Source organism: Brucella gallinifaecis, from assembly GCF_006476605.1.
GTDB lineage: Bacteria > Pseudomonadota > Alphaproteobacteria > Rhizobiales > Rhizobiaceae > Brucella > Brucella gallinifaecis.
This window is the reverse complement of sequence record NZ_ML636802.1, coordinates 187,095-212,678: the sequence shown is the minus strand read 5'-3', so window position 1 is coordinate 212,678 and position 25,584 is coordinate 187,095. Positions and strand designations below refer to the sequence as shown.

The window sequence follows — 25,584 nt, the reverse complement described above, 5'->3', positions numbered from 1 at the left end:
GCACGTTAAAGGAAACCTTCTTTTAAATCATGGCTTCATTATGAGATTCTTCGGCTTTTCCCAAGTTTTCATTCACTTTTCACTGTTTTTGATAGCTTTAATCTTCAAGATGATATGCGCAGCTTCGGCACTGGCTTGCGTGCAAAAATGCCGCACAGGAACATATTCGCCTTCCTTGCGGTGTGCGTTAAGGTGTGGTTTGAACGCTGACGGGGGATACGGCCGTCTGTACGTCCGGCGTCCAGCTCGAAAGGGCAAAAAGGGAGAGAGTTCTGGTGGATAAGATTGTTGCCACAACGGGGGGTGCCGTCGTTGGTGCTTCCGCTTTGCTGTGGACAGGCGGTGCCGCTTTGGCGGATCAGCCGCGTCCGTGGGAAATGACATTTCAAAGTGCTGCGACCGGCATTGCCACGCAGATTCATTGGTTCGAGCGCTATACGCTCTGGTTCATCGTGCCGGTTACATTGCTTGTTCTGGCATTGCTGATCTGGTGTGTGATAAAATTCCGCGCCAGCGTTAATCCGGAGCCATCCAAGACCAGCCACAACACGGCAATCGAGGTGGTCTGGACCATTGGCCCGGTGATTATTCTGCTTTTTCTGGCAGTGCCCTCGTTTCAGCTTCTGACTGCGCAATATTCACCGCAGGATCCGACGCTGACCGTCAAGGCGACGGGTTATCAGTGGTACTGGGGCTATGAGTATCAGACTGAAAATCCTGTAAGTTTCGATTCGCTCATCCTCACGCAAGCCGACAGGGCTGCTGCGGGCAAAGAGGACCTCGCCATCTATCCGCGTCTTCTTGCGGTCGATAATGAAGTCGTGGTGCCGGTCGATACGACCGTGCGGCTGCTTGTAACCGCTGCCGATGTGATCCATTCCTGGACCATTCCCGCTTTCGGGGTAAAAATGGACGCTATTCCGGGCCGTATCAACGAGGCATGGTTCAAGGCGGATAAAGAGGGGCTTTATTACGGTCAATGCTCCGAACTTTGTGGTAAGGACCATGCCTATATGCCGATTGCCGTGCGTGTTGTATCTGATGAACAGTACAATACGTGGCTTGCGGCGGCAGCGACAAATTTGCAGGACGCAAACAAGGCGCTCAGGTCTGAACTTGAAAGCAAGACAAATGATAAGGTAGCTGCGGCGGGTCTTTGAGACTTCGATACGCAACTCTGTTGAAAGACGGGAGCGAATTCCATGGCTGGCACAGCAGCTCATAAGCATGCAACCATTGATGCGCATGATGATCACAAGCCAAAAGGCTGGGTGCGCTGGGTTTACTCGACCAACCATAAAGACATCGGTACGCTGTACCTGATCTTTGCAATCATTTCCGGTATTATCGGTGCAATATTATCGATTGCAATGCGGGCAGAATTGCAGGAACCGGGGATCCAGATTTTCCATGGCCTTGCGGCAATGGTATATGGGGTCGAAGGCGATGCGGCACTTGATGCAGGCAAGCACATGTTCAATGTGTTTACCTCCATGCATGCGCTGATCATGATCTTCTTCATGGTCATGCCAGCACTGATCGGCGGTTATGCCAACTGGATGATTCCGCTGATGATCGGTGCGCCGGACATGGCGTTTCCACGCATGAACAATATATCCTTCTGGCTCTTGCCACCGGCACTGATTTTGCTGCTGATTTCATTGTTCATGCCAGCGGCTCCGGGAAGCTGGGGCGTGGGCGGTGGCTGGACATTATATCCGCCGCTTTCAACCAGTGGACAGCCGGGACCGGCAATCGATTTTGCCATTCTTGCACTGCATATTGCAGGTATCTCGTCCATTCTTGGTGCAATCAACTTCATCACCACAATCCTGAATATGCGTGCTCCGGGCATGACGCTGCACAAGATGCCGCTTTTTGCATGGTCGGTGCTTGTGACAGCATTTTTGTTGCTTTTGTCGCTTCCGGTTCTGGCTGGTGGTATCACGATGCTGCTTACGGATCGTAATTTTGGCACGTCATTCTTCGCACCTGAAGGTGGTGGTGACCCAATTCTTTATCAGCATCTGTTCTGGTTCTTTGGTCATCCTGAAGTCTACATCCTGATTTTGCCGGGCTTTGGTATTGTCAGTCACATCATTTCGACCTTCGCGCGCAAGCCAATTTTCGGCTATCTCGGCATGGCTTATGCAATGGTCGCAATTGGTGTGGTCGGCTTTGTGGTCTGGGCGCACCATATGTATACGGTGGGGCTGTCTCTTGATACGCAGCGCTATTTCGTGTTTGCAACGATGGTAATTGCGGTGCCGACAGGCATCAAGATTTTCTCGTGGATCGCGACCATGTGGGGTGGCTCCATCACCTTCCGCGCACCGATGCTCTGGGCAATTGGCTTTATTTTCCTGTTCACCATTGGTGGCGTGACAGGTGTGCAGCTTGCCAATGCCGGTCTCGACCGCGCCCTTCATGATACCTATTATGTGGTGGCGCATTTCCATTATGTGCTTTCGCTGGGCGCTGTCTTTGCAATCTTTGCTGGCTGGTATTACTGGTTCCCGAAGATGAGCGGCTATATGTATGACGAATTTACCGCCAAGCTGCATTTCTGGGTGACCTTTATTGGTGTCAATCTCGTCTTCTTCCCGCAGCACTTCCTTGGGCTTGCCGGTATGCCGCGTCGCTATATCGATTACCCGGATGCCTATGCCGGCTGGAACATGGTGTCGTCTTACGGTTCCTATATTTCCGGCCTCGCGGTGTTGATCTTCCTTTATAATGTATTTGATGCATTTGCGAAGAAGCGCGTAGCAGGTGCTAATCCATGGGGTCCGGGTGCAACAACACTGGAATGGCAGCTTTCATCACCGCCGCCTTATCACCAGTGGGAACAGCTTCCGCGCATAAAATAAATCTGGCTCTGGCGAATGACCGAAAGGGGTTCGCCAGCGCATAAAACTATGTTATGTGCAGGCGGCATTCAGTTCCGTCTGACATCGCTTGACGTTCAGGAACGACGCTTTCGATTACAGCATGTCTTCCAAAAGCGGAAACCGGTTTTGGGAAAAAGACAGGCTGAGGATGGGAAACTGAGGCGTGTCGCACGAATATGATAGACGTGACACGCTTTGGTTAAGGATGCATCTCCGGGAGGTAAAGTCGTTTTGGATTGCTGATGTGCGCTCAGGGCCGGGTGCAGCATTGGCCCCGTGAATTCGAGGTTGTTAAAGTTAATGTCTCTGGTGGAAAAAAACGTTGTTTCCGAAGATGCATTCGCTCTTTCTGAGGCGACTGCACGGGATTATCTTATCCTGCTGAAACCACGTGTTATGTCGCTTGTGGTGTTTACCGGGCTGGTTGGTCTGGTGCTTGCGCCCGGCCACATGAATCCGGTTCTTGCGGCAATCAGCATTCTTTGTATTGCAGTTGGTGCAGGTGCATCAGGTGCGCTCAATATGTGGTATGATGCTGATATTGACGCGATTATGAAGCGCACAAAAAAGCGTCCAATCCCGGCAGGTCTGATTGCACCCAATCAGGTTCTGGCATTCGGTCTGACACTTTCAGTATTTTCGGTGTTGACGCTCGGCCTGATGGTCAACTGGCTTTCGGCGGCTTTGCTGGCATTCACGATTTTTTTCTATGCGGTGGTCTATTCGATGTGGCTGAAACGCTCGACGCCACAAAACATCGTTATTGGTGGCGCTGCCGGTGCTTTTCCGCCGATGATTGGCTGGGCTGCGGCAACCGGTGAGATCACCTGGGACAGTGTTGTCCTGTTCATGATCATCTTCTTGTGGACGCCTCCGCATTTCTGGGCGCTGTCTTTGTTTTCCAGTAATGATTATGAAGCTGCCCGCATTCCGATGATGCCGAATGTGAAGGGTGAATTGTCAACCCGCCGTCAGGCGATGTTTTATGCCGTTCTTATGGCGCCGGTGGGTGTTCTGCCCTATCTGATGGGCTTTGCGGGCATTAGCTATGGCGTGATTTCAACGCTGCTGGGGCTGGCATTTGTTTATTATGCATGGCGCATGTGGATGGCGGATAGCGAAACGCAGATGCTGCTTGCAGCACGCAAGCTGTTCCGGTTTTCGCTCATCTATCTTTCGGCGATTTTTGCCGTGCTGTTGTTTGAAGCATTGACGATGAAACTGTTGACCGGCTTTGGTATTGTCTGAGGAGACAGAATGGAGAGCGTCGTGACAGAAAAGACGGGCCAGCAGCCCACAGAAAAACTGGAACTGATTGTTCCGACGCCTTCGCAGAAAAAAGCACAGCGTAATCGTTCGATTGGTCTGGCGATTGCGCTCGTGTTGTTTGTGGTGCTTGTCTATATTGGTACGGTTGCCAAGCTTGGCGCCAATATTTTTGCGAGATCGATTTAATCGGCCTGAATTGATTGATATGAATTGACCGATATGAACTGATCGACTGTTACTCGTTTTCGGGAGGAGAAAATGGTTCAACAGCATGATGGTGACGAAAAGCAGAAGAAGCTGAACCGTTCCAACCGGACGGTAGCGATTGCCTGTATTTCTTTTTTCGTCTGCATGATTGGTGCAGCCTATGCTTCGGTCCCGCTTTATCGTATTTTCTGTCAGGTGACAGGTTATGGCGGCACGACGCAGCGTGTCGAGCAATATTCAGACACGATTCTCGACCAAACCATCAAGGTCCGTTTTGACGCGAATACATCCAATGCCCTGCCTTGGGATTTCAAGCCGGAACAGCGCGAGGTGAGCGTTCGCATTGGTGAGACCACGATGGTCAAATATGATGCGAAAAATCTGTTTGATGCGCCGACCTATGGCCGTGCAAGCTTCAATGTCGCGCCGGGCAGGGCTGGCGCTTATTTCAACAAGGTTGAGTGTTTCTGTTTTACCGATACGACGCTGCAACCGGGGGAAAGCATGGAAATGCCGGTTGTTTTCTTTGTTGATCCCGAGATCGTTAATGATCCCGATCTGAAAGACGTGAAGACAATCACGCTGTCCTATACGTTTTTCCCGATTGATAAGCCGAAATTTGTTGCCGATGTGAAGCAGGCTCCGGCTGGCAATAATGGAAGCTGAAAAAACGCAATGATGCGGCACACAATGCCGCAAAGACAATCGAGCGTGAGCGCTCTATTGTTTCGCTAAGAAGGGAATTGTCTGACGTTTGAATGAGCGCAGGCAGGATGGCACACAGAGGAGCCCTTTACAGGGTTGCATGGGGAGAGACATGGCAGACGTTCACGAGAAGAATCACGATTATCATATTCTTGCACCCAGCCCCTGGCCGTTTCTAAGCTCGGTTGGTGCATTTGTGCTGGCCATTGGTGGCATCGCCTGGATGCGCTATATCAATGCGGGTGATCTGCCTTTCTTCGGTATCAATCTGGCGACACCATGGCTGTTCTTCATCGGTCTCGCGATCGTTCTTTACTGCATGTATGCATGGTGGTCGGACGCAATCAAGGAAGGGCGTGAAGGCCATCATACGCGCGTTGTATCGCTGCATCTTCGCTATGGCATGATCATGTTCATTGCCTCCGAAGTCATGTTTTTTGCGGCATGGTTCTGGGCCTTCTTCGATGTCAGCCTGTTTCCGAATGAAGTGCATCAGGTGCTGCGTGCTGAGTTCACCGGCGGTCAGTGGCCTCCGAAGGGCATGGAAGTGCTCGACCCGCTGCATCTGCCGCTTTACAATACCGTTATCCTGCTTTTGTCGGGCACAACACTGACATGGGCGCATCATGCGCTGCTGCATAAAGACCGGACAGGCATGATCATTGGTCTGGTCCTGACAGTCGCACTCGGTATCCTGTTCTCCTTTGTGCAGTTCTTCGAATATGCGCATGCACCTTTCGAGTTCAAAGACTCGATCTATGGCGCAACCTTCTTCATGGCGACGGGTTTCCATGGCTTCCACGTCATTGTTGGAACGATCTTCCTGCTGGTTATCCTGTTCCGGGCAATGAAGGGTGATTTCACGCCGGAGCGGCATTTTGGTTTTGAAGCGGCTGCCTGGTACTGGCATTTTGTGGATGTGGTCTGGCTGTTTCTGTTCTGCGCCATTTATGTATGGGGCAGCTGGGGCGCCCCGATGCATGGTGGCTGATAAACTGTTTGAAAGACTTGCAAGGCGGCCCTGGAAACATGGCCGCTTTTCTTTTCAGAAACGTTCGGGAGGGCGTGATGTCAAACCATGATCTGTCGTCACAGGTTGATCCGGTTAAGAGTGGGATGAGCGGGCATTGCCCGCGCTGCGGCGAAGGCAGGTTATTTAACGGCTTTCTCACCGTTGCTCCGCGTTGCAGCGCTTGCGGGCTGGATTATTCCTTCGCTGATTCAGGCGATGGGCCGGCTGCCTTTGTAATCCTGATCATTGGCTTTATTGTTGTCGGGGCCGCTTTGTGGATGGAGGTCAATTATGGACCGCCACTCTGGGTGCATTTTCTTCTCTGGGTGCCGCTGGCAATTATTTTAAGTCTTGTTGCCATGCGCAGCATGAAAGGTATTCTGATTAATCTGCAATATCGTAACAAGGCGCAACAGGGCCGCCTGGATGATGGTCAATGACCCAGTCTCAAAAGCCGCCACCCTTTCCCTGGGCAGTGCTGATCGCCTCGCTTATTGCGTTCTCGATCCTGATTATGCTCGGAACATGGCAGGTTGAGCGGCTTTTTTGGAAGGAAGAATTGATTGCTTCCACGCAACAGCGTGTGCATGAGGCGCCGCTGCCATTGGCTGAAATGGAAAAAATCTATTCCGATGAAGGGACAGTCGAATATCGCCCGGTCACAGTGTCGGGTACTTTCATGCATCAGGGAGAACGGCATTTTCTGGCGACCTATCAGGGGCAGTCAGGTTTTAACGTCTATACGCCCTTGATGCTCGAAGATGGACGCTTTGTGCTGATCAATCGTGGTTTTGTTCCTTATGAGAAAAAAGATCCGCAAACCCGGCTGGATGGACAACTGGACGGACCTGTAACGATTACAGGTCTTGCGCGTGATCCGCTCAAAAGCAAGCCGGGTTATTTCCTGCCGGACAATGATGCGCAGAAGAATATTTTTTACTGGAAAGATTGGCCGGTAATGGCTGAAAGCGCTGATATTCCTTCGCTTGATGATGCCGTCCCTTTCTTTATCGATGCGGATAACAAGCCGAATTTTGGTGGTTTGCCGATTGGCGGAATAACGATTATCGATTTTCCCAACAATCATCTTCAATATGCTGTGACATGGTATGGGCTTGCTTTGGCGCTCCTGGGGGTTGTCGTGGTATGGTTCTGGCGCTATCGAAGGGCTATAAAGACCTGAGGAAGACTTGACACGGGCCTCGTTGCGGCCCAACTCCGGTCTTATATAATTTGCGCCTCACACCCAAACTTGCGAGCACGCTTCATGACCGATACACGTCCCCCTCTGGAAATCCGCCTTTGCGGCCCGCGTGGTTTTTGCGCAGGTGTTGACCGGGCAATCCAGATTGTTGTGCTGGCTTTGAAGAAATATGGCGCACCGGTCTATGTGCGCCATGAGATCGTGCATAATCGTTATGTCGTTGAGGGCTTGCAGTCGCGCGGCGCAATTTTTGTCGAAGAACTTGATGAAATTCCGGCAGAGCATCGCGATCAGCCGGTGGTATTTTCGGCCCATGGCGTGCCGAAATCGGTGCCAGCGGATGCACAGGCCAAGAACTTGTTTTACCTTGATGCGACATGCCCATTGGTATCGAAAGTGCATAAACAGGCCATGCGCCATCAGCGTCTTGGCCGTCATGTGATTCTGATCGGTCATTCCGGGCACCCGGAAGTTATCGGCACGATGGGGCAATTGCCTGAAGGTACAGTCACACTTATTGAAACGGTGGATGATGCAAGGGTGATTGAATTTGCCGACCCGGATAATCTTGGCTTTGTGACGCAGACAACGCTTTCCGTGGATGACACCGCCGGTATCATTGTCGAATTGCAGCAGCGTTTTCCAAATCTGACAGCTCCTGCTGCGGAATCGATCTGCTATGCCACCACCAACCGTCAGGATGCTGTGCGTGCAGCGGCTCCCGGTTGTGATCTGTTTTTGATTGTTGGAGCGCCCAACTCTTCAAATTCCAAACGTTTGGTTGAGGTGGCTGAAAAATCCGGTGCGGGCATGTCGATGCTTGTGCAACGCGCTTCCGATATCGAGTGGGACAAAATCGGCGATATTTCGGTGGTCGGGCTTTCCGCTGGTGCATCGGCACCTGAAATTATTGTCGATGAAATCATGGATGCTTTCAAGGCACGTTTCTCGGTCAGGATTGAACTGGCGGAAACGATCATTGAAACAGAAAATTTTCTGGTCAATCGCGAAATTCGTGATGTTGAATTGACAGTGCAGGATATGGCATTCGTCAATGGCGAAAACCGGGTTGTAGGGATACCGAAATTAGAGCGCATCCCAAAAAGTGTGTAACGGTTTTTGGACAAGATGCGCGATAGAAACAACCGCATCCCAAAAAGTGTGTAGCGGTTTTTGGGCAAGATGCGCGATAGAAACAACCGCATCCCGAAAACTGTGTAGCGGTTTTTGGACAAGATGCGTGTGGTGAATATGGGGAAATAAGCGGCATGGCCGTCTATACAGACATTAACGAAATCGAGCTTGGCGCTTTTCTTGAGCAATATGACATCGGGGCTTTGACCTCCTATAAGGGTATTGCAGAAGGCGTCGAGAATACCAATTATCTCCTGCACACCACGACCGGTTCTTTTATTCTCACGCTTTATGAGAAACGTGTGAACCGGGATGATCTGCCGTTTTTCCTCAATCTGATGCAGCATCTGGCCAAGCGCGGTCTGGAATGTCCGCAGCCGGTTGTGCGTCGTGATGGTGCAATGATTGGCGAACTTGCAGGGCGTCCGGCAGCAATTGTCACTTTTCTTGAAGGTATGTGGATGCGCAAACCAACGGTTGCGCATTGCGAAGAGGTTGGCCGTGGATTGGCTGAGATGCATCTGGCGGGTGAAGATTTCGACATGCGCCGTCGCAATGGCCTGACATTGTCGGATTGGCGTCCGCTATGGAACCTCTCGAAAGAGCAGGCTGACAGCGTCGAGCAGGGGCTGGTTGCAGAAACTGAAAGCGATCTTGATTATCTCGAAAACAACTGGCCGGCAGGATTGCCGGAAGGCGTGATCCACGCAGACCTCTTTCAGGATAATGTGTTTTTCCTTGGCGACCGCCTGTCGGGATTCATTGATTTCTATTTCGCCTGCACGGATATTCTCGCCTATGATGTGGCAGTGTGCTTGAATGCGTGGTGCTTTGAGAAGGATTTCTCCTTCAATCTGACAAAGGGCGCTGCCTTCCTGCGCGGTTATAATTCGGTGCGTCCGCTCTCGGCTGCGGAAATTGAGGCGCTGCCCGTACTGGCGCGTGGTGCGGCTGTTCGCTTTATGCTGACCCGTCTTTATGACTGGATTAATGTCCCCGATGGCAGTTTTGTCATGAAGAAAGACCCGATGGAATATGTGCGCCGTATGCGCTTTCATCGTCAGGTAACATCGGCAAGCGAATATGGTCTTGAAGCAGCAGGAGCAACTGCGTGAAGCATATTGAAGCGTTCACCGATGGCGCATGTTCAGGCAATCCCGGTCCCGGAGGCTGGGGCGCAATCATACGCTGGAATGATCATGTGAAAGAGTTGAAGGGCGGCGAAGCCGACACGACCAATAATCGCATGGAACTGATGGCTGCGATCTCGGTGCTGAACGCGCTTAAAGAGCCATGCGAAGTCGATCTTTATACCGACAGTGTTTATGTCCGTGATGGCATTTCCGGCTGGATTGAGGGCTGGAAGCGCAATGGCTGGAAAACAGCGGCCAAGAAACCGGTCAAGAATGCAGAGCTTTGGCAGGCGCTTGATGAGGCTCGTAAGCCGCATAAGGTAACCTGGCACTGGGTTAAAGGCCATGCGGGACATCCCGAGAATGAACGTGCTGACGAGCTTGCCCGTGCAGGTATGGAACCATTTAAATATAATGGTCACAAGTCGCTTCAGGTAAAGTAATTATCTTTTGATATTTAGATATGAAAAAGCCGCGCTGGAAACCAGCGCGGCTTTTGAGCTTTTGGAGCACATCCCGAAAAGTGGGAACCGGTTTTCGGACCATGATGTGCGTAAAAACAAATCCTTAGAGCGCCGATCTGATTCGATCAGATCGAAACGCGCTCCAGAGATAATTACTTGCTTTGTTCGAGTTCTGTTGGGTCTTTCAGACGGCCCGTCAGCGAGAATGCAAGAAGTGAAGATATCAGCATGGCTGCACCGACGATAAACATCGGCATTTCATAAAGACCAGTCCAGTCCTTGACGAGACCCGTGATATAAGGTGCTGCAAAGCCTGCAATATTACCGATCGTGTTGATCAGTGCGATACCTGCTGCGGCCGCCGTTCCACTCAGGAACCGCGATGGAATGGCCCAGAAGTTAGGCAATGCGGAGAAGATCGCACAGGCTGTGATCGTGATCATCAGGATCGTGGTTGCAGGCGATGGCATGAAGAGTGCTGCCGGGATGGCAATGGCGCCAACGAGTGCAGGAATGCCGATATGCCATGGGCGTACACCACGCTTTGCAGCATCGCGGCTCCAGAAATAAAGTGCGAATGCGGCTGGCAGATATGGAATTGCTGTGATCAGCCCCTTATCCACCACGTCAAACTTGGTGTTGAACTGTTGTTCAAAGCCGCCAATAATGGTTGGCAGGAAGAAGGCCAGCGCATAAAGCCCATAGATAAGCCCGAAATAAACAATCGACAGAAGCCAGACGCGCTTGTCTGTCAAAGCAAGACCGCTGCGGTGTCCGGGTGCCTTTTCCTTTACCTTTTCCTCCTGAGCGAGAGCGCCATTCAGCCAGTCGCGCTCGTCTTTGCTGAGCCACTTGGCGTCATTTGGCGTATCAGGCAGATAGAAGAAAGTAATGATGCCGACGATGATTGCAGGGGCTGCAACACCGAAGAACATAATGCGCCAGCCTTCAAGACCAAAAGCGCCATGCATTGCGATCAGCTCCGCTGCAAGCGGTGCCCCGATCACTGTTGTTAATGGCTGCGCAAGGTAGAACAGTGCAAGGATCTTGTTGCGGTGGCGCGAAGGCACCCATGTTGACAGGAACAGGATTGCGCCCGGGAAGAAGCCAGCTTCCGCCACACCCAGCAGGAAACGCAGAACGTAAAGTTCAGTCGCACTTGAAACCCATGTAAACAGAAGGGCGACAATGCCCCATGTGACCATGATGCGGGCAAGCCATTTGCGTGCGCCAAACTTGTGCAAGGCAAGATTGCTTGGCACTTCAAGAATGATGTAACCGACGAAGAAAATACCGGCTGCAAAACCGAATTGCGCTGCTGTGAGCGCAAGATCAGTTGTCATCCCGTTCGGACCGGCAAAGGATATTGCGGTGCGATCCAGGAAATTGATGAAGAACATCAACGCGATGAATGGAACCAGCCGGATCGAGATTTTCGATATGGCCGACTTTTCAGCGGCTGACATTTCGTGAGATTTTTGCTGCATTGCAGTTCCTCCCTGCTAGCACATTAAGAGAAGCGAAGAAGCTTGAAGAGAGGCATATCAAAAGATATTGCATATTCTATGGGCATCTGCGCTTAGAAATAGGCAGATAGCTAATGGTTGCGACATGCCGCCGCAAGCGATTTATTATCCGTAATTTGTGATATTACCTCACAGGTATGATCATATGCTAAGGGACTTCCATGCGACCATTGCCTTCTTTGAATGCACTCAAGGCTTTTGAGGCTGTTGCTCGTCATCGCTCGATGACAAGGGCTGCAGAAGAATTATGCGTGACCCATGGCGCGGTTAGCCGCCAGATAAGATCATTGGAGGATACGCTTGGCGTGCTGTTGCTTACACGCAATGCGCGGTTGAGCGAGCCGACACCGGAAGGGGCGCGGCTGGCAGAAGGTCTGGTCAGTGCATTTTCAATTATTGAGGGCAGTATCGAGCGTGTGAAACCGGGGCCGCTGACATTGTCCTGTTCCTCATCAATTATGATGGAATGGATCATCCCGCGTATTGGCCGGTTTCATGAAAGTCATCCGAAAATCGAGTTGCAGTTCAATATGAATTATGATCGCATCGATTTTATGCGTGACAAGATTGGCATAGCAATTCGTTCAAGCGTGATTGAACCGCCGGTTGATGCGGTGATTCGGGATATGGGCCGCGAGGAAATCGGCCTTGTATGCGCACCGTCCTATTTGAAACATTGCCCTTTGATTGATCCGGCTGATCTTGCACAGGCTGCGGTGCTTGCCACGCATACACGGCTGGAGGCCTTTGCAGACTGGCAGAAAGCAGCCAATGCAGATTTTCCGGCACCAGAGCCGAAATCCACATTTCATCACTTTTATCTGCTCATTCAGGCGGTGCTGTGTGGTTTGGGCGTTGCGGTGGTTCCGCACATGCTGGTTGCCGAACATATTGCATCCGGGCGGCTGGTTGCGCCATTCGGATTTCGTCCGGGGCCGCGTCGCATGTTGCTCTGGATCGCACCGCACAGGGCCGGGCAGCCCGATTCACTCGCACTTGAAAAGTGGTTGACCCGTGAAATGCGCGCTCCGCTGCAAAAGCAGAGCGCCACATCAAATTAATGAGTCCTGACCCTAAGATCAGAGCTGTTCAATCAGCGTTGCGGCACTCGAAGTCACAGCCTGTCCAGCCTGTTCCTCGATGTTCAGTGTTTTGACGATACCGTCTTCAACGATTGCCGAATAGCGTTTGGAACGAATGCCAAGACCACCTGCGGTCGCATCAAGCTCAAGGCCAAGTGCTTTCGTGAACAGTGCAGAACCATCAGCAAGATACAGGATCTTGCCTTCGCCACCCGTGCTTTGCGCCCATGCGCCCATGACGAATGGGTCATTGACCGAAACAACTGCGATTTGATCGACGCCCTTGGCCAGAATGGCGTCGTGGTTTTCCAGATAACCCGGGAGATGGTTAAGGCTGCAGGTCGGTGTGAAAGCGCCGGGAACAGCAAAAAGGACAACCTTTTTGCCTGCAAAGACTTCATCAGTCGTCACTTCTTTTACGCCATCCGCAGTCTTTACCTTGAAGGTTGCCGCAGGCAATTTGTCACCAACTTTGATCGTCATCATTTTCTCCTGAAAGTGAGCTTCTGCCGTCACGGCTCACCTGTATGAATGGCTGCATTTCATATGCCTTTGCACAAAGCAGGGCAGGGGTACTTAAGCCGATAAATCTAAGTTTCACAAATTCAAAATTGTGCTTTTCAGGTTCTGACTCTAGTCAAGCCGAACCTGCCCTGAAACTGCCTGGCCATTCTGCACCAGCGTATAGTCGATCAAAGCGTCCTTTTTGGCCTCACTGTAAAGCATTGCGGTGAAGCGGGATTGTCCTTCAGCTTTTGCTTCTGAAAGCTCGAGCTGATCACTGCCAACAAACAATTCGGCAGGGGCTGTCATATCCGGCAATGCGATCTCGAAAATGGCTTTGTTGTCCGCACGTTTTGCACTTTTCACACCAAAATCGCCAGAGGCTGCATCAGGCAAGCGATCAAATGCCGTTTGGATGATTGTGCGTGAAGCAATTACCTGAGGTGATTGTTCTTCCGTTTCATGGAGCATAAAGTCAAATTCTGCCTGAACAGGGATACAGATTTTGTCGCAAACACCGAGAAAGACATGGCCTTTCAGGCGATTTTCGCCGGGCTGTGTGGTGAATGTCAGCGGCAATGATACGGATTTTTTATAACCGATACCGCTTTCCTCTCCTTCACCAAAATAGACAGGTGTTGGGAAATCGATGCGAGCGGAAGCAGCCCCTTCGACATTGATTTGAGGCGGCACACCGGCATCGCCCGGATTGCGCCAATAGGTCTTCCATCCGGGATTAAGATCGATCTGCAAAGCGCCGCGTTGTTCCTCGCCCGACTTTGTGTCTTCGAGAATAATGCGAACCATGCCGCCGGGCGTTTTGGTCCATTCGGATGTGGCGGCCTGTGCGCCGGTGACGGCGCTTAAAACGAGCGAAAGGGTAAGAAGCTTGACTGATCTCATGAGACAAGATTGATTGAAAATCATGTTACTATCAAGGCCGGGTTTATGCTGGCATATTATCATTTAGATTTTCACCATCAGATTGAAAATGACAGTTAAAAAAATCATCAGGCCAAGGCCGATATGCATCAGCAAAGCGATGTTGGAAATGACACGTAATTGTGCATAATCCGTGAAATATGTGCTGATTTCTTCAGGCGGTGTCGGGTTGTGCCAGAGATAAAGTGCAAAGCGGTAATTGCCGCGCGGCATGGTGAAAATGTAATAAAGATCAGATACATCGCCGATAGATTTTGTCATTGATGGGCTTTGTCTTATGAAGTCGATCAGTGGTGACAATCTGCTTTGTGCATACACAGAGTAGATCATGAAAATAACGGCTGAAAACAGTATTATATAGATCAGCATGAAATCTATTCTTTTCAATTTTTCATAGTTTTTCTTGCAGGCAATGTTTCTGTGCCGCATTAACGTAAATCAAGAACCGTTTGGCAGATCGAGACAGTTTGCACAATTTTCATTGTCATTTGGCCCAGTCTTGCTACCTTGATGCCCATGAGTATTCTCAGGAAGCCAAATCAGGAGCAGGGTTTTTTAAACGGGCAATTCCTGCTTGCCATGCCCGGTGTGAATGATGACAGCTTCGCCCGCGCTGTTGTCTATATTTGTGCGCACTCCGAAGAGGGGGCCATGGGGTTTATTATCAATCAGTTGCAGCCTGTCGGCTTTCCTGACCTTCTGCGACAGATAGGTATTGTGCATGATGACGACCAGATCATACTGCCTGCACATGCACAGAAGATGATTGTACGCAATGGTGGGCCGGTGGACCGAACACGCGGCTTTGTGCTGCACAGCGATGATTATATGGTCGATTCCACCATGCCCGTAACGGAAGATATCTGTCTTACGGCAACCATTGATATTCTGCATGCAATCTATGGCGGTACCGGGCCATCACAGGCTTTGCTGACACTGGGCTATTCAGGCTGGGCGCCGGGGCAGCTTGACATGGAGTTTGCAAAAAACGGCTGGCTGGCCTGCTCGGCGCCGATGGATATGCTCTTTGATAGTGATATTACCGGAAAATATGAGCGGCTCATGAACCGGATGGGTATCGACATGACGCGGCTGGTTTCCGAAGCCGGTCATGCCTGAACAGGTTTTGAAATAGTTCTGACTGTTAAGCGGCTGCCGCATCCTGCTGTTCGCGGATGATGCGTGTTGCGTCGTCACGGCTGGATGGTTCGCCAAACATGAAGCTTTGCACATATTCGCAACCCATCTGGCGCAGTTGCAATGCATCGCTTTCATTATCGACGCCTTCTGTTACCACAGCCAGCCCCAGATCATGCGCCATGCTGACGATGGATCGTAAAAGCGTTGTCTTTTGCGGCTGGTCGCCTTTGACGAAAGAGCGGTCGATCTTGATGATGTCAAATGGGAAACGTGTCAGATAAGCAAGCGATGAATAGCCGGTGCCAAAATCATCAAGCGACAAGCCCACGCCCATGGTTTTCAGGCGGGCCAGCACATGGGCCGACTGTTCCGGGTTTTCCATCAGCACAGATTCCGTCAATTCCAGCTTGAGGCTGCCGGGCGCAAGATGAATGCGTGAGAGAACCGAACGCACATCATTGATGAGATCCTGCCGGATTAATTGTGTGCTGGACAGATTGACCGAGACAAACAGATTGAGTTTCGGAAATTGTTCCTGCCATTCAAACAGATCTTCCGCAGCGCGTTGAATAGCAAATAAACCGAGCTGTACAATCAGGCCTGAATTTTCTGCAATCGGAATGAACTCCAATGGCGATATGCCGCCGCGTCGCGGATGCTCCCAGCGCATCAGTGCTTCAAAACCGGCAATTGTACCTTCATCCAGCCGCACGATCGGTTGATAAACGAGGCTGATTTCATCGCGTTCAAGGGCGCGGCGCAGATCGGATTCAAGTTGCAGCTTGTCGCTGCCAATCGCACGGAAAGCAGGGCGGAATGGTTCGATACGATCGCCACCAAAACGTTTTGCCTGATGCATTGCAAGCTCTGCATCTTTTACAAAGTCTTCCGCAGAAGCCGCGGTCTTCGTCCATGTGATCAGACCCACAGATGCGGTCAATACGATCTCACGCTTGGCATAAGCAATCGGAGAGCGCACTGCCTGACGCATGGCTTCAGCGAAGGCTGCAATGCGGCCCGGATCATTTTCCGATGTCAATAACAGGCCGAACTGATCGGAGGAAAGGCGCGAAAGCGTATCCTGCGGCTGCATGAGGCGTGACAGGCGACGCGAAATTGTAAGCAGGATTGTATCGCCGGCTGACATGCCAAGACTGTCATTGACCTGCTTGAAGCGGTCAATATCGATGATGAAGACGGTTGGATGCAGGCTGCTCTCGCCCCGCGCCATATTCATGACATTGCTCAGACGATCAAGGAAAAGCTCGCGATTGGGCAAGCCCGTCAGATTGTCATGCACGGCATCATGCAGCAGGCGCTCTTCCGCCTTTTTCTGTTCTGTGACATTGACCAAAGTGCCAACACAACGAACGATCTCGCCGTTTGATCCGATGACAGGACGCGCACGCAGCGCATACCAGTGGTAATGCCCGTCATTGGCACGCAGGCGGAAAATCTGGCCAATGCGACCACGCCGGTTTTCCAAAATGGCGTCAAGGGTTGAACGGAAGCGATCGCGATCGTCTGCATGCATGGCCGGCAGCCAGTTGCGTACCGGACCTTGCAGGGAGCTTGCAGTATTGCCAAGATAATTTGCAATATCAGGTGTGGTGACAACCCGGTCCCGGGGGACATCCCAGTCCCACACGATGTCACCGGCGCCAATCACTGCAAGCGCCTGACGTTCCATGTCGGACAGCAGGCCTTGTTGCAATGCGCCGCCTGAGAAGGCGTGTTGCATGATTGTAAAGCCGATCAGCAAAACGATCAGAACAAGACCGCCACCAAGTGCTGGCTGAATAATGTCATTATCGAGCTGGCCCGAAACAGTCATCCACGAGCCAAGCAACCATATCAAAGTCAGCAGCCACGCCGGAATGAGCATGACCGCTCGATCATAGCCTTTGATCGCCAGATAACCGATGATGAAAACGCCACTGACAACCGTCAGTGCCAGCGATATTCGCGCAATGCCGGACGCAACAGGCGGATCAAAGACCGCAACACCTGCAAGCGCCAGAAGGCCAAGCACCCATGTGATAGCGCCATAGCTGAAATGATCATGCCAGCGATTGAGGTTGAGATAGGTGAACAGGAAAATCACCAGCGAGGCGGCAAGCGCAACCTCGGTCCCCGCCCGCCAGACCTGCTCATTTCCGGGCGTTATCTCCATCAGCTTGTTCCAGAAGCCGAAATCAACGCAGATATAGGCCAGAACCGCCCATGCGAGTGCTGCGGTTGCCGGGAAAAGCGAAGTGCCCTTAACGACAAAAAGGATTGTCAGGAAAAGGGCGAGAAGACCGGAAATGCCAAGCAGAATGCCGCGATAAAGAGTGTATGCATTCACAGCATCCTTATAGGTCTCCGGTTCCCATAGATAGAGCTGCGGCAGGTTATGGGAGGCAAGCTGGGCAACGAAGGTTATAACAGTGCCCGGATTGAGCGTGATGCGGAACACATCTGCATCTTCGCTTGGTTGACGATCAAGCGTAAAGCCTTCACTCGGGGTAATCGACGCAATACGGGTCGAGCCAAGATCGGGCCAGATCACGCCTGATCCAACAAGACGATAATGTGGTGCAACGATCAGCCTGTCAATCTGCTCATCAGTTGGATTGGCAATGGAAAAGGCTGCCCAGTCGCCGGATGCATTGGAGTTGGGATCTGCCTGCACTTCGATGCGCCGCACAATGCCGTCTGAGCCGGGTGCGGTAGAAACCTGAACGCTTTCCCCCTGATTGCGCAGCAGCTCAACAGCGCGCGAAAGATCAAGGGCCGTATCTCCCTTGGAGATTTTTATGGGTTCAACGGCATGAGATGGAACTGCCCAGCAGCTTATAAGGATGACCAGCGCCATGCAGCGCATAAAGGCAATAAAAAACCTGTTTGCTACACCATTCACGAGCGTTCAACCTTGCCATTGATCATGCGTAAATCGCTTTCTATCAGGGCAAACAACAGGTGATCCTGCCAGAAGCCATTGATTTTAAGATAAGAGCGCAGCAGTCCTTCTCTCTGAAATCCGGCTTTTTCGAGAAGCCGTATCGAACGAACATTATGGGGAATACAGGCAGCTTCGATCCTGTGCAACCTTAGTTCATTGAATGCAAAGGGGATAACTAATGATAAGGCTTCGCTCATATAGCCCTTGCCAGCCGACGATACACTGCTCCAATAGCCAATCATCCCGTTTTGCCCAACCCCGCGCTGGATATTTCCCAGCGTTATGCCGCCCAGAAGCCGGTTATCCTTGTTGTGGAAAATAAAGAACGGATAGCCGGTTCCATCGGAAATTTCCTCCTGAACACGCCTTAGCCTGTATCGAAAAGCCCCTTTGGTCAGGTCATCATCGGCCCATGTCGGCTCCCATGGCGTGAGAAAGGCGCGGCTTTGTTCACGCACATTGGCCCAGATTGCAAAATCGCTCAGCAATGGCTCGCGCAAATAAACGCGCTCCCCACGAAGAAATGTTGAATTGCTGCGCCGGAATGGCAGGCCGATCATTCTGGTTCCCGTGTTGTGGCATGTGCCAGGAGACTGTTCGTGGAAAGCGCAACAATGTTGCCGGGTTCCCTATGAAATTACAGCCTATTCCCCGATCTGTTAAACAGCAATCTTTCTTGTATGTGCACTTGTGGAAAGCGCATCCGTAAGTCCTTCAAAGCTCATCAGACGTCCAACTGGGCCAACCCCAGCAATTGTCGGCTTGCTATCGAGGAACATGCGGCCAGCGAGATCGCTCAGGCGTTCAGGCGTAATCAGTGCCAGACGCTCCATCAACTCGCTATTTGCAACAGGGCGGCCATAGAGCAGGAACTGACGTGCAATCTGCCCGGCGCGGCTTGCTGCACTTTCCTGTGACATCAACAGGCTTGCACTATATTGCGCACGGGCACGATTGACTTCTTCTATGCCAATCGAGTCGGCTGCTTTATGCAATTCATCAATGATGACAGGCAGAAGTTCGACAAGCTCATCCTTGCCGGTTGCTGCATGAATGCCGAAAAGCCCGGTATCCGAAAAGCCCCAGTGAAATGCATAGACCGAATAGCAAAGGCCGCGCTTTTCACGCACTTCCTGAAACAGGCGTGAAGACATGCCGCCGCCAAGGATCATCGACAGAAGCTGCGACGCATAGAAGTCACGCACATGATAGGCGCGGCCTTCAAAGCCGATCAGAACCTGCGCATCCATCAGATCGCGATTCTCGCGGAAGTCACCGCCAACATAAGTGGCGAGATCAAGCGTTGGCGCACTGTTATGGGCACGAAAACCGCCCAGACGCTTTTCCACTTCCTTCACGAATTCATCATGATCAATACCGCCTGCGGCCGTCACAACCATACGGTCGGCACTATACTGCTCATCAATATATTGACGAAGATCAGCCGGAGTGAAGGACATGACAGTATCCGGTTCACCAAGGATCGCACGACCGATTGGCTGGTGACGATAGGCAGCCTCAGTAAAACGGTCAAAGACGATATCGTCAGGCGTATCATGCGCGGCACCGATTTCCTGCATGATGACCTGTTTTTCGCGCTCAAGCTCGGCCTCGTCGAATTTGGAGGCTGTCAGAATATCAGCGAGAATGTCGATTGCCAGCGGCATGTCGTTGCGCAGAACCCGCGCATAATATGATGTGGTTTCCACACTTGTTGCAGCATTGATTTCACCACCGACATTTTCAATGTCAGAAGCAATCTGCCATGCACTGCGTTTTTCAGTTCCCTTGAAAGCCATATGCTCAAGCAGATGAGCAATGCCATGTCGGTTTGGCGCCTCGTTTCTTGCGCCGGCTTTCACCCAGATACCCAACGCAACGCTTTCCACATGCGGCATGTTATCCGTTACAATGGTCAGGCCATTGGAAAGACGCGTTACTTCAACACCCATATGCAAAATGCTCCCATTGTCCCATTCGGGTTCCCGTTCATGTTCCTTTTGAAAAGCAGCTGGACTTATGCCCGGGAATGACGGCGAATGTATTCTTCCACGATTTTCAGTTCGTTGTGAAGAACTGTGAAATTTTCTTTTCGCTCCATCAGGTCCGAAAGCCACGCCGGAAGTGCCGGTACTATACCGCTTGCAGCCTTGACTGCATCCGGGAATTTAGCCGGATGCGCGGTGGCAAGAACAACCATCGGCGCCTGGCCCGACATATTTTCGCGAGCGACCTTGACTGCAATGGCTGAATGCGGATCAAGCAGATAGCCATCGGCTTCCAGAACGGATTTGATTGTTGTCGCTGTTTCATCAACTGTTGAGCGTCCGGCAGCAAATTCGCTGCGAATGGCTGCAAGCGGCTTTTCAGAAATCGTAAAGCCGCCCGATTGTTTCAGGCTGTCCATAAGACCACGGATGGCACTTGCATCACGATCATGCGCTTCAAACAGCAGGCGTTCGAAGTTTGATGAAATCTGGATGTCCATCGAAGGCGATGTTGTCTGTTCGACCCCGCGCATTTCATATCTGCCGTTTTCCAGCGTGCGCGCAAGAATGTCATTATCATTGGTGGCGATAATGAGCTGATCAATCGGCAGGCCCATTTTCTTGGCAACGAAGCCTGCAAAAATATCACCGAAATTGCCTGTCGGGACCGTAAATGAGACAGCTCTGTCCGGTGCTCCAAGGCTCAATGCGGCTGAGAAATAATAGACAACCTGGGACATGATGCGTCCCCAGTTGATGGAGTTTACGCCGGAGAGCGAAATTGCATCGCGGAATTCGAGATCGTTGAACATGCCTTTGACCAGATTCTGGCAATCATCGAAGTTGCCTTCAATGGAAAGTGCATGGACATTTGAAAAACCGGAGCTGGTCATCTGACGCTGCTGGACAGGAGATACGCGACCATTCGGAAACAGGATGAATATATCAGTATTGTCACGACCGCCAAAGGCTTCAATCGCAGCGCCCCCCGTGTCGCCGGATGTGGCACCCACAATGGTTGCACGTTGGCCGCGTTGTGCCAGAACATAATCCATCATACGTGCCAGAAGCTGCATGGCGACATCTTTGAAGGCAAGTGTCGGGCCATGGAAAAGCTCAAGCACATATTCGTTGGCGCCCGTCTGAACCAGTGGACAAACAGCATCATGCCGGAATGTGCCATAGGCTTCACGCACCATGCGTTCAAATTCAGCCTGTGGAATTTCGCCGTTCACGAAAGGAGCAAGCACAGCCAGCGCAATATCCACATAGGATTTTCCACGCAGGTCACGGATCTGATCAAACGTGAATTGCGGATATTCCTGCGGAAGGTAGAGGCCGCCATCGCGGGCAAGTCCGGCGAGCAAGGCATCGCTGAATCCAAGAGCAGGTGCTTCGCCGCGGGTGCTGATATATTTCATCTCAAAGGCCTTCATTTCGGGTCGAGGCATATTTTAGCCATTGAATGCAATAGAGCGTCCCCAAAAAAGCCGCAAGAATTAATGCATGTTTTGAGGGATGGGGTTGCTCTTGACGATAAAAAACGGGAAAACCCCCTCACACTATCCATTATGGAGTGGTATAGAACAGGTCGATCAGTGCAGGGAAGCCCGGTTTATGCAGAAAGCATCACAGAATCGTTCACCATTGTTTGCAGTCGTTGCAACGGTTTTGCTCGCAGCACTTGCAGGCTGTACGACGAGCGCTACACAAAAATCAGCGGATGGATCACTCACAGAAGCTGGTCAGCCCCGTATCAAGGAATCGGAACTCCGTGCTTTTTGTCCGGGCGTTTCCCTTCGTGAAGGCACCGCTTATTTCAACACCTATGAAAAAGGCGGCGACAAGGATCCGGCCCGGGTCGTTTATCAGGCAGCGCTGACTGATACGACACGTTCTTGCCAATATACAGACGGAACCATCACCCTTGATGTTGCCGCAGCCGGCAAGGTTGTGCCTGGCCCGAAATTTAAGAGCGGCAATATTACAATGCCGATCCGTGTGGCTGTGGTGCAGGGTGGTAAGGTTATTTATTCAAAGCTGCATAAGCAGACAGTAAATATTGGTAATAGTGCTGCTGCAACGCAATTTGTCTTTAATGACAAGGCAATATCGATTCCATCTGAAAGTGCACGCAGTGTGCAGATATTCGTTGGCTTTGATGAAGGCCCATATAATACGAAATAAGCTTGCTTAAGCATATTTTGTGAATGAATGGAAACGGCTTGTAATTTAATCATGAGCCGTTTCACTTTATAAATCTGTTTTGACTAATTAATAATATAGTTGTTATTTTACGATTTTCTGGTTTCAAAAAATGAATATTTTTAGAAATCTATTGTTATCGGCCCATTTGTTTGATCTATTTTAACTTATAGCATGAATTGATATTATTCGCATTTGCAGCATTTTCGCTGGATTTTGTGGTTTTTCGTTATAAGCGCATTATAGTAGGGCGTTTTAATATGCTGTTCCAGCGCAGTTCATTCTTGTCGCCTGTTCCTTTCATAGTATGCATCATGCTGCTGGCGGGTGCATTAACTGGAAAGTGGGCCGCAGATCGCTTTCATCTCATGGATGAAGAAAGCGATATGAACCTCTATATGAGCGTGCTCATGAAGCAGGCCAACCGCATTGTCGACTCGGCGCGTGTCACGCTGGATAAAATGAACAGTTCAAATTTTCCAATATGCTCGCAGGAGGACAAACATTATATGCGTGAGGTTCTATTCTCCGCATATAATATTAAGGATATTGGTCGTCTCCAAAATGATATTCTGCAATGTTCCGCATTTTTGAGTGATGTTACTACTGAAGGGCGCCGTTCCAGAGAAGATGTCAGCTTTGATGATGGTACATATGTTTATCAAGACAGAGAGCTGATCACCACGGGCAGTCACGGCTCTATTTTTGGGCGCGATCAGGCCAATGTCGTCTTAAGCACGGTTGCTTTCGATGCGCTTCATATTCAACGGTATAATTTCGCTGTGTTCATTCATAATGAAAACAAAACGCAATTCGCTCAGCTTTATGGCTATCCGGCAACATTTACACCAGATTTTGGCAACCTTTTTGCGACACTTGAAGGCACCCGCTTTGATGATAATGAGGGGCTTTTTCAACTGCGAAGCTGTGATCCTGCATCGAATGTCTGTATTGTAATTACAACTTCAGCCGATATGAACAATACTTCGGACCGGCTTTTGCCTCTTGTTTTTATCAGTCTGGGCATGTTGGTTGGCGGTGGCCTGGCGATGGGGTGGAATTATTACCGCAATCGCGATCGCTCCTTGATTTCATTATTGAAAAAAGCGCTTGCTGCGAAGGAACTTACGCTCGTCTATCAGCCCGTGGTCAATATTGGAAACCGTTCCATTATAGGCTTTGAAGCCCTTATTCGCTGGGAGATAACAAAGGGAGACTTTATTCCGCCTGATTTATTTGTTGCACGCGCGGAAGAACATGGCATTGCCGATAAGATAACGCTTTATGTTCTGGACTGCGTTATCAATGAAATGGGACGCCTTCTGCGCAAGAAACGCTCACTTTACATCAATATTAATATTACGGCGAGTGATCTGCAAAGCCCGGATTTCATGAGAGCTATTAATGAACGACTGGTTGCTGCCAAAATAAAGCCAGAGCAAATCGGGCTTGAATTGACGGAACGCACAGCGGTTGATTTTGCAAAAGCCCGGGAAGGGATCAGTATTTTGCGCAAGCGCGGCCATAAGGTTTATATTGACGATTTTGGGATTGGTTATTCCAGCCTTGCCTATCTGGGTGAACTTCAGGTTGATGCGATCAAGATCGATAAGTCGTTTACACGAACAATTGGCGATGATGTTGATGCAGTATCGATTGTTCCTCAGATTATTTCCATGGCGCATCAGCATGGACTTGGGATTGTTGTTGAAGGCGTGGAAACAGAGGCGCAGGTAAATTATTTGCAGGGTATTTGTACAAATCTTTCAGGTCAGGGATGGTATTTTGGTAAACCCGTTGATGCAGCGGCTGTGGCCGCACTTGCAGGCAGCGCCCCGTCAAGCCGAAAACGCCGCCAGCCCGGATCATGATCCTATGTCCTGACCCGGATATTTTATAGCCGTCCCTGAAAAGGTGAACCGGTTTTCGCGACAAGTGCTTGTTGCAAATATTTCTTCGGAAATAGAAATTTAACTATAGAAGTAATCTTTAAGATTCTAATTAAATTAGACCTCTTATGTGAAGTGAATCGCAAGAATTTTGCGCTAAAACGTTAATCACTGAGACAGTTTAGCCTTAAATCCGACAGGCTGGGCTGCTTATGAGAAACAGTAACGAAACATTAGGGGGCAGGGCGGCATTTGCCGGTTCTGAGCTTGAGCCCATGAAGCCAAAATATGAACGTGTTCTTGAACCGACGGATAGCTGGGCGATTTTTGATGTCGCCACGGATGAACCTGCATCAATCGGTGATCGATTGTTGATAGGTCTTGGTGAGCATGAATCGGAAGAACTGCTTGCCCAGCTTAATGCTGCGCTCAAAGTTAAAAGAAAGCGCAGCGCTGCCTGACAACTTTTTGCGCACCGTTCAGGTGCGCAATAATGTTTTCCGGATTGGCTGACAACAATCAGGCATCCGCCCAGATTGAAAGAGCCTCGATAACCCCGGGCAAGTCCTTATGGCGATGGATGACGGTTTCTGCACCAGCATCTGTCAGCTTGTCGGCATGGCCCGGATAGGTATGCGCTCCACCTGTAAAGCCGATCACCCGCATACCGGCCGCACGTGCGCCATGGATGCCGTGGGCTGAATCTTCAATGACAATCACATCTGCCGGATCGACACCGAAATTCTGCGCAGCATGAAGAAAGACATCAGGAGCAGGCTTTGGCTTTTTGCTGCCGACTTCACGTGCAGAGAAAATATTGGGTGCAAACAGATCATAAAGGCCAACACGCTTGAGCATAAGTTCAAGGCGGGTGCTGGTTGAGTTTGAGCAGATGCATTTTGGCAGATTGAGCGCTGAAACGACTTCCACGATATCTTCAATCGCCTGCACTTCATTTTTCAGCCGTTCGTCCAGCAGTTTTTCTGCCTTATCCAGAAGCGATGCAGAAATAGGTATGCCAGCTTCACGCTCGACTGTGAGAAGAATATCCTGCCAGGTCAGCCCGGCAAAACGTTCGCCCACTTCAGCGGCTTCAATCGGGTAGCCAGCTTCTGTCAGAAGAGCAGCATCGACTTCTGCCGAGATGACTTCAGAGTCCACCAGAACGCCGTCACAATCAAAAATAATCAGGGCTGGAGCTGCCATGCTAAAAGCCTTTACTTGGGAGATATTGGGGTCAAATGACCTGCTGAACATTGCGCAGGAGCTACACTTTTATAATCCGCAGGTCAAACTTCAGCAGGGGGTATGCTTTATGCATTATCATATCATGATAGTGCGACAT

General features: G+C 50.7%; 25 protein-coding genes. 16 read left to right on the top strand and 9 right to left on the bottom strand.

All coding sequences use genetic code 11. The features are described 5' to 3' along the window. The first annotated feature begins 275 nt into the window (after positions 1-275). The 11 genes from coxB to rnhA all read left to right on the top strand — a co-directional run bounded on the left by coxB (position 276) and on the right by rnhA (position 9,998). Complete coding sequence (gene coxB, locus FHY56_RS05630; RefSeq protein WP_140904196.1) at positions 276-1,160, top strand: cytochrome c oxidase subunit II; 885 nt, start codon at positions 276-278, stop codon at positions 1,158-1,160. Between the two features lie 42 nt (positions 1,161-1,202). Continuing rightward, complete coding sequence (ctaD, locus tag FHY56_RS05625) at positions 1,203-2,870, top strand: cytochrome c oxidase subunit I (RefSeq protein ID WP_140904195.1); 1,668 nt, start codon at positions 1,203-1,205, stop codon at positions 2,868-2,870. 321 nt (positions 2,871-3,191) lie between these two features. Continuing rightward, positions 3,192-4,139 (top strand): heme o synthase, encoded by a 948-nt coding sequence (cyoE, locus tag FHY56_RS05620; protein ID WP_140904194.1) that lies wholly within the window; start codon positions 3,192-3,194, stop codon positions 4,137-4,139. A 21-nt stretch (positions 4,140-4,160) separates the two neighbouring features. Further along, positions 4,161-4,346 carry a hypothetical protein gene (locus FHY56_RS05615; protein ID WP_235889430.1) on the top strand — a complete coding sequence of 62 codons (186 nt, stop codon included), beginning with the start codon at positions 4,161-4,163 and terminating at the stop codon, positions 4,344-4,346. A 72-nt stretch (positions 4,347-4,418) separates the two neighbouring features. Beyond that, positions 4,419-5,033: a cytochrome c oxidase assembly protein gene (locus FHY56_RS05610; RefSeq protein WP_140904192.1), complete on the top strand. Its 615-nt coding sequence runs from the start codon at positions 4,419-4,421 to the stop codon at positions 5,031-5,033. 151 nt (positions 5,034-5,184) lie between these two features. Continuing rightward, a complete protein-coding gene (locus FHY56_RS05605) occupies positions 5,185-6,063 on the top strand; it encodes a cytochrome c oxidase subunit 3 (protein WP_140904191.1) in 879 nt (292 codons plus the stop codon). 77 nt (positions 6,064-6,140) lie between these two features. Next, positions 6,141-6,524 (top strand): DUF983 domain-containing protein, encoded by a 384-nt coding sequence (locus FHY56_RS05600; RefSeq protein WP_140904190.1) that lies wholly within the window; start codon positions 6,141-6,143, stop codon positions 6,522-6,524. Continuing rightward, positions 6,521-7,267 (top strand): SURF1 family protein, encoded by a 747-nt coding sequence (locus FHY56_RS05595; RefSeq protein ID WP_140904189.1) that lies wholly within the window; start codon positions 6,521-6,523, stop codon positions 7,265-7,267. The genes FHY56_RS05600 and FHY56_RS05595 overlap by 4 nt, the downstream gene beginning before the upstream one ends. 84 nt (positions 7,268-7,351) lie before the next feature. After that, positions 7,352-8,401: a 4-hydroxy-3-methylbut-2-enyl diphosphate reductase gene (gene ispH, locus FHY56_RS05590; RefSeq protein WP_140904188.1), complete on the top strand. Its 1,050-nt coding sequence runs from the start codon at positions 7,352-7,354 to the stop codon at positions 8,399-8,401. 155 nt (positions 8,402-8,556) lie between these two features. After that, a complete protein-coding gene (locus FHY56_RS05585) occupies positions 8,557-9,537 on the top strand; it encodes a homoserine kinase (protein WP_140904187.1) in 981 nt (326 codons plus the stop codon). Continuing rightward, the gene (gene rnhA, locus FHY56_RS05580) at positions 9,534-9,998 is read left to right on the top strand and encodes a ribonuclease HI (RefSeq protein ID WP_140904186.1); all 465 of its coding nucleotides are present in this window, start codon (positions 9,534-9,536) and stop codon (positions 9,996-9,998) included. The genes FHY56_RS05585 and rnhA overlap by 4 nt, the downstream gene beginning before the upstream one ends. A gap of 173 nt (positions 9,999-10,171) precedes the next feature. Here the strand turns inward: rnhA and FHY56_RS05575 are convergent, their stop codons facing one another. Beyond that, positions 10,172-11,506, bottom strand: a complete 1,335-nt coding sequence (locus FHY56_RS05575) for an MFS transporter (RefSeq protein ID WP_140904185.1) — start codon at positions 11,504-11,506, stop codon at positions 10,172-10,174. A 200-nt stretch (positions 11,507-11,706) separates the two neighbouring features. Between FHY56_RS05575 and FHY56_RS05570 the strand changes: the two genes are divergently transcribed. After that, the gene (locus FHY56_RS05570) at positions 11,707-12,606 is read left to right on the top strand and encodes a LysR substrate-binding domain-containing protein (protein WP_140904184.1); all 900 of its coding nucleotides are present in this window, start codon (positions 11,707-11,709) and stop codon (positions 12,604-12,606) included. Between the two features lie 18 nt (positions 12,607-12,624). On the opposite strand, the gene FHY56_RS05565 is transcribed toward FHY56_RS05570, so the two are convergent. The 3 genes from FHY56_RS05565 to FHY56_RS05555 all read right to left on the bottom strand — a co-directional run bounded on the left by FHY56_RS05565 (position 12,625) and on the right by FHY56_RS05555 (position 14,334). Further along, a complete protein-coding gene (locus FHY56_RS05565; RefSeq protein WP_140904369.1) occupies positions 12,625-13,110 on the bottom strand; it encodes a peroxiredoxin in 486 nt (161 codons plus the stop codon). 150 nt (positions 13,111-13,260) lie between these two features. Then, a complete protein-coding gene (locus FHY56_RS05560; RefSeq protein ID WP_140904183.1) occupies positions 13,261-14,034 on the bottom strand; it encodes a protein-disulfide reductase DsbD domain-containing protein in 774 nt (257 codons plus the stop codon). A 63-nt stretch (positions 14,035-14,097) separates the two neighbouring features. Further along, positions 14,098-14,334 carry a hypothetical protein gene (locus FHY56_RS05555; RefSeq protein ID WP_158447739.1) on the bottom strand — a complete coding sequence of 79 codons (237 nt, stop codon included), beginning with the start codon at positions 14,332-14,334 and terminating at the stop codon, positions 14,098-14,100. Positions 14,335-14,589: 255 nt separating this feature from the next. Between FHY56_RS05555 and FHY56_RS05550 the strand changes: the two genes are divergently transcribed. Then, complete coding sequence (locus FHY56_RS05550) at positions 14,590-15,192, top strand: YqgE/AlgH family protein (RefSeq protein WP_140904181.1); 603 nt, start codon at positions 14,590-14,592, stop codon at positions 15,190-15,192. A gap of 25 nt (positions 15,193-15,217) precedes the next feature. On the opposite strand, the gene FHY56_RS05545 is transcribed toward FHY56_RS05550, so the two are convergent. The 4 genes from FHY56_RS05545 to thrC form a co-directional block, all read right to left on the bottom strand. Next, on the bottom strand, positions 15,218-18,079 hold the full coding sequence (locus FHY56_RS05545; RefSeq protein WP_140904368.1) for a sensor domain-containing phosphodiesterase: 2,862 nt from the start codon (positions 18,077-18,079) through the stop codon (positions 15,218-15,220). Between the two features lie 32 nt (positions 18,080-18,111). Beyond that, the gene (locus FHY56_RS05540) at positions 18,112-18,717 is read right to left on the bottom strand and encodes a GNAT family N-acetyltransferase (RefSeq protein WP_140904180.1); all 606 of its coding nucleotides are present in this window, start codon (positions 18,715-18,717) and stop codon (positions 18,112-18,114) included. A gap of 99 nt (positions 18,718-18,816) precedes the next feature. After that, positions 18,817-20,109, bottom strand: a complete 1,293-nt coding sequence (locus tag FHY56_RS05535; RefSeq protein WP_140904179.1) for a M16 family metallopeptidase — start codon at positions 20,107-20,109, stop codon at positions 18,817-18,819. A 65-nt stretch (positions 20,110-20,174) separates the two neighbouring features. Then, positions 20,175-21,566 (bottom strand): threonine synthase, encoded by a 1,392-nt coding sequence (thrC, locus tag FHY56_RS05530; RefSeq protein ID WP_140904178.1) that lies wholly within the window; start codon positions 21,564-21,566, stop codon positions 20,175-20,177. A gap of 196 nt (positions 21,567-21,762) precedes the next feature. On the opposite strand from thrC, the gene FHY56_RS05525 reads away from it, so the two are divergent. From FHY56_RS05525 to FHY56_RS05515, 3 genes are all read left to right on the top strand, one after another. Continuing rightward, positions 21,763-22,332 (top strand): hypothetical protein, encoded by a 570-nt coding sequence (locus tag FHY56_RS05525; protein ID WP_140904177.1) that lies wholly within the window; start codon positions 21,763-21,765, stop codon positions 22,330-22,332. Positions 22,333-22,610: 278 nt separating this feature from the next. Then, entirely contained in the window at positions 22,611-24,221 is a 1,611-nt protein-coding gene (locus FHY56_RS05520; RefSeq protein ID WP_140904176.1) for an EAL domain-containing protein, read from the top strand. 293 nt (positions 24,222-24,514) lie between these two features. After that, positions 24,515-24,700, top strand: a complete 186-nt coding sequence (locus tag FHY56_RS05515; RefSeq protein WP_140904367.1) for a hypothetical protein — start codon at positions 24,515-24,517, stop codon at positions 24,698-24,700. A gap of 58 nt (positions 24,701-24,758) precedes the next feature. Here the strand turns inward: FHY56_RS05515 and FHY56_RS05510 are convergent, their stop codons facing one another. Then, complete coding sequence (locus FHY56_RS05510) at positions 24,759-25,445, bottom strand: HAD family hydrolase (protein WP_140904175.1); 687 nt, start codon at positions 25,443-25,445, stop codon at positions 24,759-24,761. Positions 25,446-25,584: the final 139 nt, after the last annotated feature.

Bases quoted from the DNA above. Each gene is read 5' to 3' on its own strand.
- ctaD (WP_140904195.1), top strand. From the start codon at position 1,203: ATGGCTGGCACAGCAGCTCATAAGCATGCAACCATTGATGCGCATGAT.
- cyoE (WP_140904194.1), top strand. From the start codon at position 3,192: ATGTCTCTGGTGGAAAAAAACGTTGTTTCCGAAGATGCATTCGCTCTT.
- FHY56_RS05610 (WP_140904192.1), top strand. From the start codon at position 4,419: ATGGTTCAACAGCATGATGGTGACGAAAAGCAGAAGAAGCTGAACCGT.
- FHY56_RS05605 (WP_140904191.1), top strand. From the start codon at position 5,185: ATGGCAGACGTTCACGAGAAGAATCACGATTATCATATTCTTGCACCC.
- FHY56_RS05600 (WP_140904190.1), top strand. From the start codon at position 6,141: ATGTCAAACCATGATCTGTCGTCACAGGTTGATCCGGTTAAGAGTGGG.
- FHY56_RS05595 (WP_140904189.1), top strand. From the start codon at position 6,521: ATGACCCAGTCTCAAAAGCCGCCACCCTTTCCCTGGGCAGTGCTGATC.
- ispH (WP_140904188.1), top strand. From the start codon at position 7,352: ATGACCGATACACGTCCCCCTCTGGAAATCCGCCTTTGCGGCCCGCGT.
- FHY56_RS05585 (WP_140904187.1), top strand. From the start codon at position 8,557: ATGGCCGTCTATACAGACATTAACGAAATCGAGCTTGGCGCTTTTCTT.
- FHY56_RS05575 (WP_140904185.1), bottom strand. From the start codon at position 11,506: ATGCAGCAAAAATCTCACGAAATGTCAGCCGCTGAAAAGTCGGCCATA.
- FHY56_RS05570 (WP_140904184.1), top strand. From the start codon at position 11,707: ATGCGACCATTGCCTTCTTTGAATGCACTCAAGGCTTTTGAGGCTGTT.
- FHY56_RS05565 (WP_140904369.1), bottom strand. From the start codon at position 13,110: ATGACGATCAAAGTTGGTGACAAATTGCCTGCGGCAACCTTCAAGGTA.
- FHY56_RS05560 (WP_140904183.1), bottom strand. From the start codon at position 14,034: ATGAGATCAGTCAAGCTTCTTACCCTTTCGCTCGTTTTAAGCGCCGTC.
- FHY56_RS05555 (WP_158447739.1), bottom strand. From the start codon at position 14,334: ATGACAAAATCTATCGGCGATGTATCTGATCTTTATTACATTTTCACC.
- FHY56_RS05550 (WP_140904181.1), top strand. From the start codon at position 14,590: ATGAGTATTCTCAGGAAGCCAAATCAGGAGCAGGGTTTTTTAAACGGG.
- FHY56_RS05545 (WP_140904368.1), bottom strand. From the start codon at position 18,079: ATGCGCTGCATGGCGCTGGTCATCCTTATAAGCTGCTGGGCAGTTCCA.
- FHY56_RS05540 (WP_140904180.1), bottom strand. From the start codon at position 18,717: ATGATCGGCCTGCCATTCCGGCGCAGCAATTCAACATTTCTTCGTGGG.
- FHY56_RS05535 (WP_140904179.1), bottom strand. From the start codon at position 20,109: ATGGGTGTTGAAGTAACGCGTCTTTCCAATGGCCTGACCATTGTAACG.
- thrC (WP_140904178.1), bottom strand. From the start codon at position 21,566: ATGAAATATATCAGCACCCGCGGCGAAGCACCTGCTCTTGGATTCAGC.
- FHY56_RS05525 (WP_140904177.1), top strand. From the start codon at position 21,763: ATGCAGAAAGCATCACAGAATCGTTCACCATTGTTTGCAGTCGTTGCA.
- FHY56_RS05520 (WP_140904176.1), top strand. From the start codon at position 22,611: ATGCTGTTCCAGCGCAGTTCATTCTTGTCGCCTGTTCCTTTCATAGTA.
- FHY56_RS05515 (WP_140904367.1), top strand. From the start codon at position 24,515: ATGAAGCCAAAATATGAACGTGTTCTTGAACCGACGGATAGCTGGGCG.
- FHY56_RS05510 (WP_140904175.1), bottom strand. From the start codon at position 25,445: ATGGCAGCTCCAGCCCTGATTATTTTTGATTGTGACGGCGTTCTGGTG.